General features: G+C 68.0%; 12 protein-coding genes. 4 read left to right on the top strand and 8 right to left on the bottom strand.

Features of this window, described 5'->3' with window-relative positions; genetic code table 11:
- The first annotated feature begins 10 nt into the window (after positions 1-10).
- Positions 11-739, top strand: a complete 729-nt coding sequence (locus AB0I34_RS21710) for an SDR family oxidoreductase (RefSeq protein ID WP_360447564.1) — start codon at positions 11-13, stop codon at positions 737-739.
- Positions 740-756: 17 nt separating this feature from the next.
- Here AB0I34_RS21710 and AB0I34_RS21705 read toward each other — a convergent pair whose 3' ends face one another.
- Complete coding sequence (locus tag AB0I34_RS21705; protein ID WP_360447562.1) at positions 757-1,698, bottom strand: hypothetical protein; 942 nt, start codon at positions 1,696-1,698, stop codon at positions 757-759.
- A gap of 6 nt (positions 1,699-1,704) precedes the next feature.
- Positions 1,705-2,670 (bottom strand): alpha/beta hydrolase, encoded by a 966-nt coding sequence (locus tag AB0I34_RS21700; protein ID WP_360447560.1) that lies wholly within the window; start codon positions 2,668-2,670, stop codon positions 1,705-1,707.
- A gap of 150 nt (positions 2,671-2,820) precedes the next feature.
- Here AB0I34_RS21700 and AB0I34_RS21695 point away from each other — a divergent pair, with 150 nt between their 5' ends.
- The gene (locus AB0I34_RS21695) at positions 2,821-3,798 is read left to right on the top strand and encodes a methyltransferase (RefSeq protein WP_360447558.1); all 978 of its coding nucleotides are present in this window, start codon (positions 2,821-2,823) and stop codon (positions 3,796-3,798) included.
- 2 nt (positions 3,799-3,800) lie between these two features.
- On the opposite strand, the gene AB0I34_RS21690 is transcribed toward AB0I34_RS21695, so the two are convergent.
- The 6 genes from AB0I34_RS21690 to AB0I34_RS21665 are packed head-to-tail and all read right to left on the bottom strand — an operon-like array spanning position 3,801 to position 11,450.
- Positions 3,801-5,426, bottom strand: a complete 1,626-nt coding sequence (locus AB0I34_RS21690) for an alpha-L-arabinofuranosidase C-terminal domain-containing protein (RefSeq protein ID WP_360447556.1) — start codon at positions 5,424-5,426, stop codon at positions 3,801-3,803.
- A complete protein-coding gene (locus tag AB0I34_RS21685; protein WP_360447554.1) occupies positions 5,423-6,928 on the bottom strand; it encodes a sulfatase-like hydrolase/transferase in 1,506 nt (501 codons plus the stop codon). The genes AB0I34_RS21690 and AB0I34_RS21685 overlap by 4 nt, the downstream gene beginning before the upstream one ends.
- Positions 6,925-7,755, bottom strand: a complete 831-nt coding sequence (locus AB0I34_RS21680) for a carbohydrate ABC transporter permease (protein WP_360447553.1) — start codon at positions 7,753-7,755, stop codon at positions 6,925-6,927. The genes AB0I34_RS21685 and AB0I34_RS21680 overlap by 4 nt, the downstream gene beginning before the upstream one ends.
- Complete coding sequence (locus AB0I34_RS21675; RefSeq protein ID WP_360447551.1) at positions 7,752-8,711, bottom strand: sugar ABC transporter permease; 960 nt, start codon at positions 8,709-8,711, stop codon at positions 7,752-7,754. Before AB0I34_RS21675 ends, AB0I34_RS21680 begins: the two co-directional genes overlap by 4 nt.
- Positions 8,708-10,201 carry an extracellular solute-binding protein gene (locus AB0I34_RS21670; RefSeq protein ID WP_360447549.1) on the bottom strand — a complete coding sequence of 498 codons (1,494 nt, stop codon included), beginning with the start codon at positions 10,199-10,201 and terminating at the stop codon, positions 8,708-8,710. Before AB0I34_RS21670 ends, AB0I34_RS21675 begins: the two co-directional genes overlap by 4 nt.
- Positions 10,202-10,226: 25 nt before the next feature.
- Entirely contained in the window at positions 10,227-11,450 is a 1,224-nt protein-coding gene (locus tag AB0I34_RS21665; protein WP_360447547.1) for an ROK family protein, read from the bottom strand.
- 173 nt (positions 11,451-11,623) lie between these two features.
- Here AB0I34_RS21665 and AB0I34_RS21660 point away from each other — a divergent pair, with 173 nt between their 5' ends.
- Both AB0I34_RS21660 and AB0I34_RS21655 read left to right on the top strand, forming a co-directional pair.
- Positions 11,624-12,379, top strand: a complete 756-nt coding sequence (locus tag AB0I34_RS21660; protein WP_360447546.1) for an FHA domain-containing protein — start codon at positions 11,624-11,626, stop codon at positions 12,377-12,379.
- A 12-nt stretch (positions 12,380-12,391) separates the two neighbouring features.
- Positions 12,392-12,787, top strand: coding sequence for a hypothetical protein (locus AB0I34_RS21655; protein ID WP_360447544.1), 396 nt, complete (start codon positions 12,392-12,394; stop codon positions 12,785-12,787).
- Positions 12,788-12,886: the final 99 nt, after the last annotated feature.

Raw genomic sequence — 12,886 nt, 5'->3', positions numbered from 1 at the left:
TGGAGGAACGATGACGGAAAAGATCTTGGACGGGCAGACAGTCGTGGTGATCGGCGGGAGCCTGGGCATCGGCTTGGAGACCGCCCGGCTCGCGCGGGCCGAAGGCGCCAGCGTGATCATCACAGCGCGCTCACCGGAACGCCTCCAGCAGGCCGGCAAGGAGCTCGGGGCGGATGTCGCCGCGTTCGACGCGACCGACTTCGACCAGCTGGAGACCTTCTTCGGCGACCTGCCCACCCCGATCGACCACGTTCTGGTCACCGGCCCCGGTCCGTACTACGGGCTGATCGCCGACATGGACTTCGACGCGGTACGCCGTGATCTCGAAGCGCACCTGCTGTTACCAATGCACGTCGCCCGTCACGCGGCCACCCGGGTTCGTCCAGGCGGGTCGTTGCTCTTCATGGGTGGCACCGGCGGCCGCCGGACGGCGCCGGGCCTGGCCTCGATCGGGTCGCTGACGGCCGCGGGGCCGGCCCTGACGAGGAACCTGGCCGTCGAGTTGGCGCCGGTCCGGGTGAACCTGATCGCGGCCGGCTTCGTCGACACCCCGCTGTCGGCATCGATCCTCGGCGACCAGTTGGACGCCCGTCGTGAGCAACTCCGGACCACACTTCCGATCGGCCGGGTCGTCGGTCCGGCCGACATCGCCAACCTGGCGATCCACTTGATGATCAACACGGCCATCACCGGCGCCACCGTCGACATCGACGGCGGCCAGCAACTCGTCGAAGGCTGACTCCGCAGGGCACGTCTCTACCCGAACGTGAACACGTACGCCTCGACGCCGGCTTCGTCGAACCTGATCTCCACGGTCCGCTCGAGGACGGCGTCGTCCTGGCGCACGAGCTGGTACATGCGGCCCTCGCGCAGTACGCCGTTCCCGTCCTCGTCGACGTCGACACCGTGTGATCGGCCGGGCGCTTCGCCGTCGAGCAGCACGCGGAACAGGACCGCGTCCGATGCGCCGGGAGCCAGCACCAGATGTGCGTCTCGCGCCTGGAACCGGAAGGCGATGCTCCCGCCGGGCTCGTCCAGTACGACGAACTCGGGCCGAACCGTCCACCGGCCACCGAGAGCCCAACTGTTGAAGGCGAGACGCTCCGGCATCTCGTACTTCTGGCGGTCGTCGAGTCCGGCGCCGCCCGGCAACCGCCCGCCCCGCCCGTAGCCGAGGTAGGTCTCCGGCGTGCGCAGCTGGGTCCAGTCCGCGGGCGCCTCGACGCCGGTGCCGACCACCGCCACCGGTTCGCGCTCGATGCCGAGAAGCCGCTGGATGGTGCGCTCCGACTCGACGTAGCGTCCTTCGCCGAAGTGATGATCGCGGATCATCCCGCGATCGTCGGCGAAGTACAGCGCCGGCCAGTAGTGGTTGTCGAAGGCGCTCCAGACCCCGTAGTCGTTGTCGAGGGCAACCGGGTAGTCGAGTCCTCGCTCCTTGACCGCCTGCCGTACCAGGTCGGTCTCGTGCTCGAACTCGAACTCGGGCGTGTGCACTCCGATCACGATCAGCCCGTCGCCGGTGTACGCCTGAGACCAGGCCCGCACGTACGGCACGGTGCGAAGCCAGTTGATGCACGTCAGCGTCCAGAAGTCGACGAGAACGACGTGGCCCTTCACATCGGCGGGACCGAGCGGCTCGGAGTTGAGCCACCCGGTAGCCCCGCCGAAGGAGGGCAACTGCTGACCTTGGAACATGACGACCTACGACACCGCGGCGACGCGCGCCGCGTCGCGGTACGGGGCCAGGAACGTCGTCAGCGCTTCGACCAGTTGCTCGGGTGCCTGCTCGGCGACCCAGTGGCCGGCGCCAGGGATGACCACGCTCTGTACGTCGTTCGCGGCGGGCCCCATGCCCCCCGCGACGTGCGCACCCCAGCTGTTCTCGCCGCCGATCCCGAGCACGGGGATCGTGAGCTTGTGCTCCTTGCGCTGCACGTTCTGTCCCATGGTGGCCTGCCATGCCCGGTAGAACCCGAAGCTGGCGCGCAGTACGTCCTTGTCGCGGTTGTACAGGCTGACGTAGTACTCGATGGCGTGCTCGGGCGGTGTTGTCCCGCCGCCCTGGATGGCGAACTCGTAGCGGTAGTAGGCGTCCGCGTTCCCGCTGACCATGTCGACGATCAGATCGTCGTCGACGCGGTTGAACGGGATGTGCCAGAGCTTGTCGTTGAGCACGTCGGGAACGAACAGCGGCGGCGAGTCGACCACTCCGGGTGCTCCTGGCACTTCGGCGACGGCGAGGGACTCGACCCGGTCGCGGCAGTCGGCGGCCAGCGCGTAGCCGATGATCATTCCGGTGTCGTGCCCGACCACTGCGAACCGCTCGTGTCCGAGCGCATCCATCAGCGCGGCCAGGTCAGCGGCCAGCGTGGCAGTGTCGTAGCCGTCCTTGGTCTTCTCGGTCAGCCCGATGCCGCGCTGGTCGACGGCGATCACGGTGAAGTCCCGGGCCAGTGCCGGCATCACCTCACGCCACGCGTACCAGTTCTCCGGCCAGCCGTGCACGAGCAGCAGCGGCGGTCCGTTGCCCCCGATCACCGCATGCTGACGCAATCCGCCGGCGTCGATGATCCGGCTGGTGAACGTGTCCGTGAAGCCCTCCGGCAGGTGCGGAGCCGCGGACACGGATCCAGGATCTGTCGTCGTAGTCGGTTCGGGTGTGCTCATGGGTGTCCCCTTCGCAGGCGACGTCTGGTGACGACGCAGATCTCCACCGTTGCCGTTGTGGACGCCTGCTCGCGCCGGTCGAACACCCTGGCATGCCCTTGATCGTCAGAACCAGGGACTCTTTATCCGAACAGGCGCATGATCAGCGGTATGGATGATCTGCAGGAAATGGTGACGGGCTTCCGGGTTGCTGCGGCGCTCAGTGTGGCGGCGGAGCTGGGAGTGTCCGACGCATTGGCGGGGGAGCGGCGCACGGTTGCCGAGCTGGCGGCTGTCGTCCAGGCCGACGAGGAAACGCTGGGGCGGCTGATGCGGGCACTGGTGGCCGTCGGGGTGTACGCCGAGCACGACGGGACGTACTCCAATACCGAGATGGGTGAGCGGCTGCGGTCCGACGTACCGGGGACGTTGCGACCGTTGGCCCGGATGCAGCAGGACCCGGCGCTCTGGTCGGCCTGGGGTCATCTCGCTCACAGCGTGCGCACGGGTGAGAACGCGTTCGAGGATCAGCAGGGTGTCGATGTCTGGGTTCACCGGCAGAAGCATCCCGAGTACAACGTGATCTTCAACGACAACATGACGGCGCTGAGCTGGTACGTCGGGAAGTCGGTCGCGTCGGCGTACGACTTCTCCGGGGTGAGCAAGGTCGTCGACGTCGGGGGAGGGCAGGGGATCCTGCTGGACGCCGTACTGAACCAGCACGAGCACCTGCACGGTGTGGTGTTCGATCTGCCGCATGTTGTGGCGAAGGAGCCGCGAACTGAAGCGGTCGCATCGCGGTGGTCCGCAATGGCCGGCAGCTTCTTCGAGGCGGTCCCGCCGGCGGACGCGTACCTGATCAAGTCGATCCTGCACGACTGGCCGGACGACCGGTGCGTGGAGATCCTCCGAACCTGCGCCGCATCGCTCAACCCCGGCGGCGTCGTCCTCGTCGTCGAGCTCGTCCTGGACCGGCCCGGCCACGAGGTGGTGGCGGCGTTCTCCGACCTCAACATGCTCGTCCTGCCAGGCGGCCGCGAACGCACCGAAGCCGAGTACGCCGCCCTGTTCGCAGCCGCCGGTCTCCACCTCGAGCAGGTCATCGACACCGGCACCCGCATGTGCATCCTCGAAGCCGCCGCTGCCTAGCCTCAGGTGACATCGAAGGACAGTAGGGTGATGCTGTGGGGTGGGAAGTCGTAGGCGGCGTTTGTCAGGTCGAGGACGCCACGGTCTCTCAGGGCGACGTTGTCCGGGCTGGTGAGGGTGTTCGAAGCCAGTACGTCGTCCACGTCCACGCCGAGGTCCCGGACGGCGACTCGCGTCGGCAAGCCCTCGGCGCGGCCGTCGAGCATCAGGTCGGCGCGGATGGTCGCCGTACGGTGGCGGTTGATCACGGCCAGCCGCAGCGAGCGGCCGTCCTCGGTCTGCGTGGCCGAGACGTCGAGGTCGGGCACGGTGCCACTGCGCGTGCGGAACTCGCCGGCGGCGTCGCGTGCATCCCCTTGCCGTACGGCGGCCAGCCGCCCGGATGACCGGACCTCGGCGGTCAACGCGACCGGGCCGAGGTGGTTCTGGTACAGGTCCCACACGTGGTACGTCGTGGCCCGCACCGCGCCACCCGGTCGGGCGACAACGACCCCGTTGGCGTTGAGCAGGTTGACCGTGTTCGCCATCGTCACGGGTACGTCGTGTCCGCTCGCGCGGTGCAGTGCGTGGAAGACACCCGCGTAGAAGAGCGCATCCGCCAGGGTGCGTGGGCTCCACCGGTTGACCCGGCGACAGCGCTCGGTGGAGAGCCCGTCGACGTCGCGCTCGATCGTGCCGCCGTCGTCCGAGGCTTGTGGCTCGGGCCAGGTGTCAGGTTCGACGTGACGGATGTTCCACTCGTCCAGCGCGAGACCCAGCGGCCGTTCGATTCCGTGCTGCGCGGCCAGGCCGGCGACGAGATCGGCGTACGTCTGGATCTGCTGCTCGAAGTACTGCGCCTGGGCGACGATCGCGTCGTACTCGGTGTCGCCGTCGACCAGCTGGGTGGTCGCGCCGTAGAGATGGAAGGACAGGTAGTCGATCTGGTTCCCGACGGCCTTGAGGACAGTGTCGGTCCAGCCGCGCCGGTCGTCGGTGAGGCCGACCCCGATGAACTTGAGCGACGGGTCGACGGCGCGCATGAAGCGGGCGTGCTCGGTGGCGTCGGCAGCATAGGCCTCGGCGGAGCGATGGCCCATCTGCCAGCGGCCGTAGACCTCGTTGCCGAGACCCCAGTACGTGACCTTGTACGGATCCGGGTGGCCGTTGGCGGCACGCTTCCGTGCGTACGTCGTATCGCCGGCGTAGTTGGTGTACTCGACCCAGCGGACCGCGTCGTCGACGTCGCGGCAGCTGTGCGCGAGATACGGCTCGGTGCCGACCTCGGCGCACCAGGCAAGGAACTCGTCGGTGCCGAAGTGGTTGTCCTCCTCCTCGCCCCACGCGAGCTCGAGCCTTCGCGGTCGCTCGGCGCGCGGCCCGATCCCGTCCTCCCAGTGGTACGGCGAGGTGAAGTTGCCGCCCGGCCAGCGGACCACCGGAAGGCCGAGCTCGCGGCACAGCTTGACGACGTCGCGGCGCAGTCCGTTGCGCGCGTCCGGATCGTCGTACGCCAGGGGTGAGCCTTCGTCGAAGACGCCGCCCTCGATGTTGCCGAAGAACGCCGACTCCAGGAAGTGGCCGTAGATCAACGGGTCGATCGTGCTGCGCCGGCCGGTGCGGATGTCGATGGTCGCTGTGGTCGTCACGGGTGCGGGTTCTCCTCGTCCAGGGCGCTGAGGGCCGTGTCGTAGGTCTTCGCGCCGACTTCGAACATCGACGTCATCCAGTGGTAGAAGTTGTCGCCGCGATCCCGCAGCGTCGCGTACAGCCGGCCCATCAGCTCACGTCGTACGCCGGCCAGCTCGGGGTGCTCGTAGCGGTTCTGCAACTCGTGCGGGTCGGTCCCCAGGTCGTACAGCTCGTTGCCGTCGGCGGGGTTCACGATCAGCTTGTAGCGGTCGGTGCGGATCATCCGCTGCGGGTACGGGAAGTGGTGGCCGTGGAACTCCGCGACCACGGCATCCGGCCAGTCGGCCGGGCGGTCGCCCGCGACCAGCGGCAGTAACGACCGGCCCTGGTAGTACTCCGGGACAGGGAGTCCGGCAAGCTCGAGGAAGGTCGGAGTGAGGTCGGTGAGGGTGGCGAATCCGTCCTCGGTCCGAGCGGGCGGGTTCCCCGGAATCCTTGCCAGCAAAGGGATCCGGTAGATGTCGTCGTACATCGCCGGACCCTTGTCGTGCAGCCGGTGCGACCCGGTGAACTCGCCGTGGTCCGCGGTGAAGAACACGGCCGTGTCGTCGCCCAGCCCGAGCTCGTCGAGTACGCCGAGGATGCGGCCGACCTGCTCGTCGATCAGCGTCACGTAACCCCAGTACGCCGCGATCAGCTCGCGCCAGGTGTCCGGCCCGAGGCTGTCGAACGTCCAGTGCGAGGAGTAGTGCTGTTGTACCCGGGGCTTGTTGGCGAAGGTCTCCGCGATCGAGACCGGCAGCTCGACATCAGCCGGGTCGTAGCGGTGGTAATACGCCTCAGGCAACAAATAGGGCAGGTGCGGCCCGAACCAGTTGCAGCCGAGATAGAACGGCCGTCCGTCCTCGGCGTACCGGCGGAGCTGCTGGATGGTGCGCTCGGCAAGGAAATACTCGAAGGTGGCCTCCACCGGCTGCTCGAGGATGCCGGCGAGAAGGTTGCCGGGCTCCCCGTTCGCGAAGGTGCCGCGGACGGGGGCGTGCACCGCGAAAGGGGAATAGCCGTTCTCGGCCAGATATCGCAGATAGTCGGGGTGCTGGACGGCGTTGCCCCAGCCGGCGTAGTGCTCGCCGTCGTACCCGAAGTCCTTCGGCCCCTTCACCTTGCCGACATGCCACTTGCCGACGTGGCCGAGCTGATAGCCGGCTTCGCCGAGCAGGGACGAGAAAGGTGGGAACGTGTCGTCGAGCTCCTCGCGGTAGCCGACGTTGCGTTCGTAGTTCGCCAGCAGCGTGTGTTTGTAGGGGAGTACGCCGGTCTGCAGCGTGGCCCGGGCCGGGGTACAGATCGCGGTCGGGGTGAAGCCGTTGGTGAACAGCGTGCCGGCGGCGGCGAGCTCGTCCAGAGCAGGGGTCTCGCACACCCGGTTGCCGTAGCAGCCGAGGGTGTCCAGGCGGTGCTGGTCGGTCATCAGGAGCAGGATGTTCGACGCCACTCGGCCTCCAGAACTAGGGATCATTGCTTCACCGCACCAGCCAAACTCTCGACGAACTGCCGCTGCAGTACGACGAACACGGCCACGACCGGTGCCAGCGACAGTACGGCGGCCGCGGCCATACCGGCCCAGTCCGTGTCGTTCTCTCCGACGAACGCGGACATGCCGACCGCCAGCGTGCGCAGCTCGGGATGGCTGAGGGTGAAGACCAGCGGCAGCAGATAGGCGTTCCAGGCGGCGAGGAACTGCAGGATGAACACGCTCACCGTGATCGGCTTCGCCAGCGGCAGCATGATCCGGAAGAAGACCGTGAGCGGTCCGGCTCCGTCCATCCGGGCCGACTCCTCGAGGTCCTTGGGGATGGTCCGGAAGAACCCGGCGTACAGCAGTGTCGCGGCCGCGTGACCGCCCGCGCCGAGTCCGAGGACGACGCCGAGGTGCGAGTTGAGTAGGCCGAGCTGGTCGGTCAGCTGGGTGACCGGGATGATCGTGTAGCCCTCCGGCAGGAAGAAGGTGACCAGGAAGACGCCGATCAGGACCTTCTTGCCGACGAAGTCGTACCGCCCGAGCACGTAGCCGGCCAGCGCGCTGCGCATGATGACCAGGGCAACTGTGCCCAGGGTGATCAGGACGGTGTTGAGCATGTACGACGAGAACCCGACCTCCGACCAGGCCCGGCTGTAGTTCTCCCACACCGGTGCCTCGGGCAACAGGTTCAGTCCCTTGCCGAAGATCTCCGGATTGGTCTTCAGGGAGCCGGAGACCAGCCAGAGGAACGGGTAGATCCAGACCGCGCAGAGCAGCGCGAGCCCGGTGCCGATCAGCCAGCGGGAGCTTCTGGTCGCGATCATGCCATCGCCCGCCGTGCGGCCCGGATCCCCAGGGCCTGGGCGATCGCCAGCGCCATCGTGAGCAGCCCGAACAGGACCGCCGCCGCCGAGGCGTAGCCGAGCTGCGGGACCGTTGCGCCGAACGCGGTCCGGTAGATGTAGACCTCGACCACCTCCGAGGAGAACGCGGGACCGCCGCCGGTCAGCGTCATCACCAGATCGAACACGTTCAGTGCCCCGACCATGTCGATCAGCGTGATCACCACGAGGAACGGCAGGAGCAGCGGCAGGGTGACGTACCGGAACTCCTTCCAGTTGCCGGCTCCGTCGATCCGCGCGGCCTCGTAGAGCTCGTTCGGGATCGTCTGCAACGCGGCCAGCCAGTAGATCAGCGTGATGCCGAGCCACTTCCACACCCAGACACCGATCACGCTGTACAGCGACATCCCGGACGAGCCGAGGAAGTCGACCGGGCTGTCCACCAACGCCGACTTCACCAGCGCCAGGTTGACCGGCCCACCGGCGTCCAGGATCAGCGTGAAGACGACGCCGACGATCGCGCCGGTGGTCACGACCGGCAGGAACAGCAGAGTGCGGAAGAGCCCGCGGAACGGCGTACTCCGCCGGTTCAGCACGATCGCGAGGAGCAGGGCCAGACCGACCCGCAGCGGGACCGCGATCGCCAGGAAGACGAGCGAGTTGCGGAACGAGTTCCAGAACAGGTCGTCGGCCCACAGCAGCTCGAAGTTCGCGAGGCCGATGAACGTACCGACATCCGCGAACCCGGGCCAGTCGAGGAACGCGTACCACCAGCTGGCGACGAGCGGATAGACCGTGTAGAGGCCGTAGCCGACTACCGTCGGCAGCAGGAACAGATAGATCCACCAGTCGTCCCGCATCCGCCGCCAGACGGTACGCCGCTTCGGCGCCGGCGTCGGCGGCTTCCGTCGTACGGGTGCCTCCGTGGTGACGGTCACTTGTAGCTGGCCTGGGTGAAGTCCTCACCGGGCTGCCAGTTGCCGAAGACCCAGTCGTCCTCGCTGACCTCGGCGCCCTTCTTCTTGGCCGCGTCGATCGCGCGCTTGCGTTCCTTGGTGGCCTTGTCGGCGTACTGCTGGAGTGCTGCCTTGTAGTCCTTGGTCGAGCCGGTCAGCACGGCCTGCACGATCTCACCCGGACTCGGGTGCACATCGCGCATCTCGGCCAATGCCTTCGCCACTCCGCCGTTCCGAACCTCCGGCACCGGCCCGATCCGCACGTCCTGCTGGAAGAACGAGACGTTCTTCTTGTACGCCGGGTGGACATCGGCCTTGTCCACGGAGTCGAGCAGGATCGGGGGCTGATCCATCCGGGTGGCCAGCTGGGCCGCGAACTCGGGCGTGGTCATCTGGAACAGCACGTCGGCGGCGGCCTTCGGGTTCTTGGCCTGGTCCGACACGAAGAACGAGCCGGGCGCGGGTGCGACGTACACCGTGCCACGTTGCGTCGACGGTGCCGGGATCTGCCAGGCACTGATGCCACGCTTGACGGCCGGCGACTCCTCGACCATCAGACCGCCGATGAACCACGGGCCCCACGGGAACAGCGCGGCCTCACCGGCGGCCCAGCGAGCCCGGGCATCGCGCGGCCCCAGTGAGGACGACGCGGGATGCAGTACTCCGTCGGCCTTCAACGCGAGCAGGAACTCCATCGCCTGGATGAACGGCTCGCTCGCAACGACGATCTCGCCGGTCTTCCAGTCGGTCTGACCGGGCGCGCCGGCCATCTGGGCGAAGGCGGTCAGCTTCCCGCCCAGGTAGTCGGTGTCCTTCATCGGCAGCAGCAGGCCGTGCACGGAGTCGGGAGTCTTCTGGTCGAGCGTGCGGACTGTGGCGCGGTACTCGTCCCAGGTCGCCGGCGACTGCTCGGGGTCCAGACCGGCCTGCTTGGCCAGCGCGCTGTTCACCCAGGTCGTCGAGTCGTGCCACCGGCCGCTGAACACCGGGAACGTGTACACCTTGCCGTCGAAGCGATGGATCCCGTCGAACAGGTAGTCCTTCATCGGACTGTTGCCGAGATCAACGAAGTCGCCGATCGGGTGGAACCAGCCGTTGGTGACCAGCGCCGCGACGCTGCCGCTCAGGCCGGCCGTCGAATGGACGTCGGGCAGCTGCTTGCTGCGCCGGGCGAGTTGCAGGGCCTGGCCGAGGTCGGCCGGATCGAGCTGGCGGCGTTTCACAGTGACGTTGTCGTGTTTCTGGTGGTACTCGACGAACAGCTTCTTCTCGAACAGCTCGGTCAACGGTCTGAAGTGGTCCCACCAGTTGACGGTGATCGGGCCGCTGGTGCCGGCCGGATCGGCGCCGGCGTTCTGGGCGCTCTGGCCGCCGCCGGTGCAGGCGTTGAGCAGTGGCAGGCCGAGGGCGAGCCCGCCGGCGGTGCGGAGCAGTTGGCGTCGGGACGGTCGGGGCGTGGTCGAGGTGCTCATGGCGAGTGCCTCCTCAGGGCAGGGCTCAGCCGAGGTCGGGGATCCGGTCCCGCGCGGCCGCAGCCTCGTCGGGATCGGCGGGGGCGGCCGGGTAGCCGGCCAGGAGTGCGGAGCGCCGCAGTACGAGGGCTATGCCGCCGCGCGCCGCGTCGTCGTGGCCCAGGGCGGCCGGAGCGATCCGCAGCCCGTGCCGCACCTGGTTGTGGGTGTGCTTGCGGACGGCGTCATGGATCGGGTCGAGCAGCGAAGCACCGGCCGCAGCCAGTTCGCCGCCGATGACCACTGTCTCGGGGTTGACGGTGTTGCAGGCGGCCGCCAGGACCTCACCGATCCTGGTGCCGGCCGTCGAGATCACCGCGCGTACCGCGCGATCGCCGTCGGCCAGCCGGCGCAGTACCTCGTCGAAACGACGTACGCCGCACTGCTCGAGAATCGCGGCGAGCGAGACGTAGCGCTCGAGGCAGCCTCTGCCACCACACACGCACTTCGGTCCGCGGGGATCGACGGTGATGTGGCCCAGCTCGCCGGCCGCGCCGCCCGCACCGGAGAACAAGTGCCCGCCGAGGACCAGGCCGCCGCCGACGCCGTACGACAGCCGCAGGTACAGGACGTTCTGCAGACCTGCGCCGGCGCCCCAGATCGCCTCACCGAGCGCGGCCAGCCGGGTGTTGTTGTCGACGTACACAGGTACGCCGAAGCGGTCGGTCAGGCCGTCGCGGACGAGATGAATGCGGGTGGCTCGGCTCGGCTGGCGATGGCCGCCGGTCTCCGACACCGGACCGACCACACCGACGCCGACACCGGCGAGGGCGGACAGCGAGATTCCGTTGTCGGTGGCAAGCGTGTCGATCAGGTCGAGCGCGAGTTCGAGCCGCTTGGACCACGGCGTGCGTTCGGAACAGTCGGTGCCGGCCGAGCCGACGACCTCGTGCGCGACGTTCGCGATCGTCACCTGGATGAGGCGATGACCGAGATCCATGCCGAGCGCGAGGCCGCCGGACGCGTTCACCGTCAGCTGGGTCACTGGGCGGCCGCGGCCGCGACTGGTGGTGTCGTCGATCGCGGTCTCGGTCAGTGCGTCGGCCGCCAGTAGCTCCTGGACGATCGACGACAGTGTCGCCCGGGACAGGCCGGTCCGTTCCGCCAACTGGGCACGGGTCATCGCGCCCTGCGTGCGCAACACCGTCAGCACCCGATCCTCGTGGGTCTCCCGGAGGAGGCGCAGCGGTCCGGCGGTGTCCTTGGCCATGCGGAGGACTCTGGGCCGTCCCGCCGTTTTCTGTCAAGACCCCGGAATTAATCCGAGCAGATTAATTCTGAGCTCTTGACGTAAAAACTCCGGCGGTCCCAGGCTGACCGTGTGGGCGTCGGCTCTTGCCTGCCTGAATTCGGGGTGGTTTCCTGGAATTCGGGGGTGGTGACTTGGGGCCGTCCACTGGTGGAGCGACGTACTTGGTCGTGGAGAGTGCGGGGTCGGACCAAGGGCGGCGGATCAGCCTGGTCGGGAACCGGCTGACGGTCGGCCGGCTGCCGAGTTGCGACGTGCGCTTCGACGACATCCAGGTGAGCCGTACGCATGCTGCGCTGTGGCGCCAGGGCGGTCTGGACTACGTCGAGGATCTCGGGTCGTCCGGTGGCACGTACGTGAACGACGTACCGATCGGTGCTCCACGTCAGTTGTCTGCCGGTGACACGGTGGCCTTCGCCGGCCTTCGGCTTCGCTACGAAGGCGATCGGACACCGGCGCCGCAACAGGCGGTTCGCTATGACATCGGGGACCAGCGGGCAGAATCGATCAACAACGTCGGGCGGGACCAGTACAACTACTCGCAGCAGGTCATCCAGCAGCGGGAGAGCTTCTTCCGTGAGATCGCGGCGACGAGAACCAGGGCGCGATGGCTGGTCTGGATGGGAGTCGTCCTGTTCGTGGCCGGTCTGGGCATCGCCTACGCCGGCGGGTACAGCTTCTTCAAGCTGATCATCGATACACCGCTGGACTCGACCGGTCCGCCGGACAACTTCGGCGACGGCTTCCTGACGACACTGGTGGGTGGCCTGATCAACACCCTCGGCATCGTGCTGATCATCATCGGGATCGTGCTGCACATCGTCGCGACGTCGCGGCGCAAGCGGGTCGACCGGGAACTGCCGCCGCCACGGCCGTACCGCGGCCCTTGAAAGGGATGCGTGATGACCTTCAACATCGGCAACCAGTCGGCCGGCAACATCAACAACGTCGGCCGGGACCAGCACATCACCGGTGGTCAGCACGGCGTACTGGTGACGCCTGAGGCTGCCCGTCAAGCGGTCATCGATCTGCGCGCCGGCCTCCGGCTCGCACCGCTCGAGCAGCAGACCTCGGCCGCCGCGGAGGCGGAGGTGCGCGAGATCGAGACCGAGATCCAGAAGCCCGAGCCCGATCGGCCCAAGGCCGCAAGCTCACTGGAGAGACTCACCCGGCTGCTTCTGTCCGCAGGCTCACTCGCCTCCGCGGGCGCGGCCCTGGTCCAGCCCCTGCAAACCCTCGCCGGCTGGCTCGGCAGCCTCGGCGCCCCGATCCTCCAGCTCCTACCGCTGCTGGCCTGACCCAGTCGGCCACCACCTTGCCGAACTGAGCCGGCTCCGGCGGAGCGGTTCGGGCGGCTGATGCGTCAGACGTCCTGCGGCTGAACCCGGCCGTGTGGT

Origin of the sequence: Kribbella sp. NPDC050281 (genome assembly GCF_040655855.1) — a bacterium.
Classification (GTDB): domain Bacteria; phylum Actinomycetota; class Actinomycetes; order Propionibacteriales; family Kribbellaceae; genus Kribbella.
This window is presented reverse-complemented; position numbering and strand designations above follow the sequence as displayed.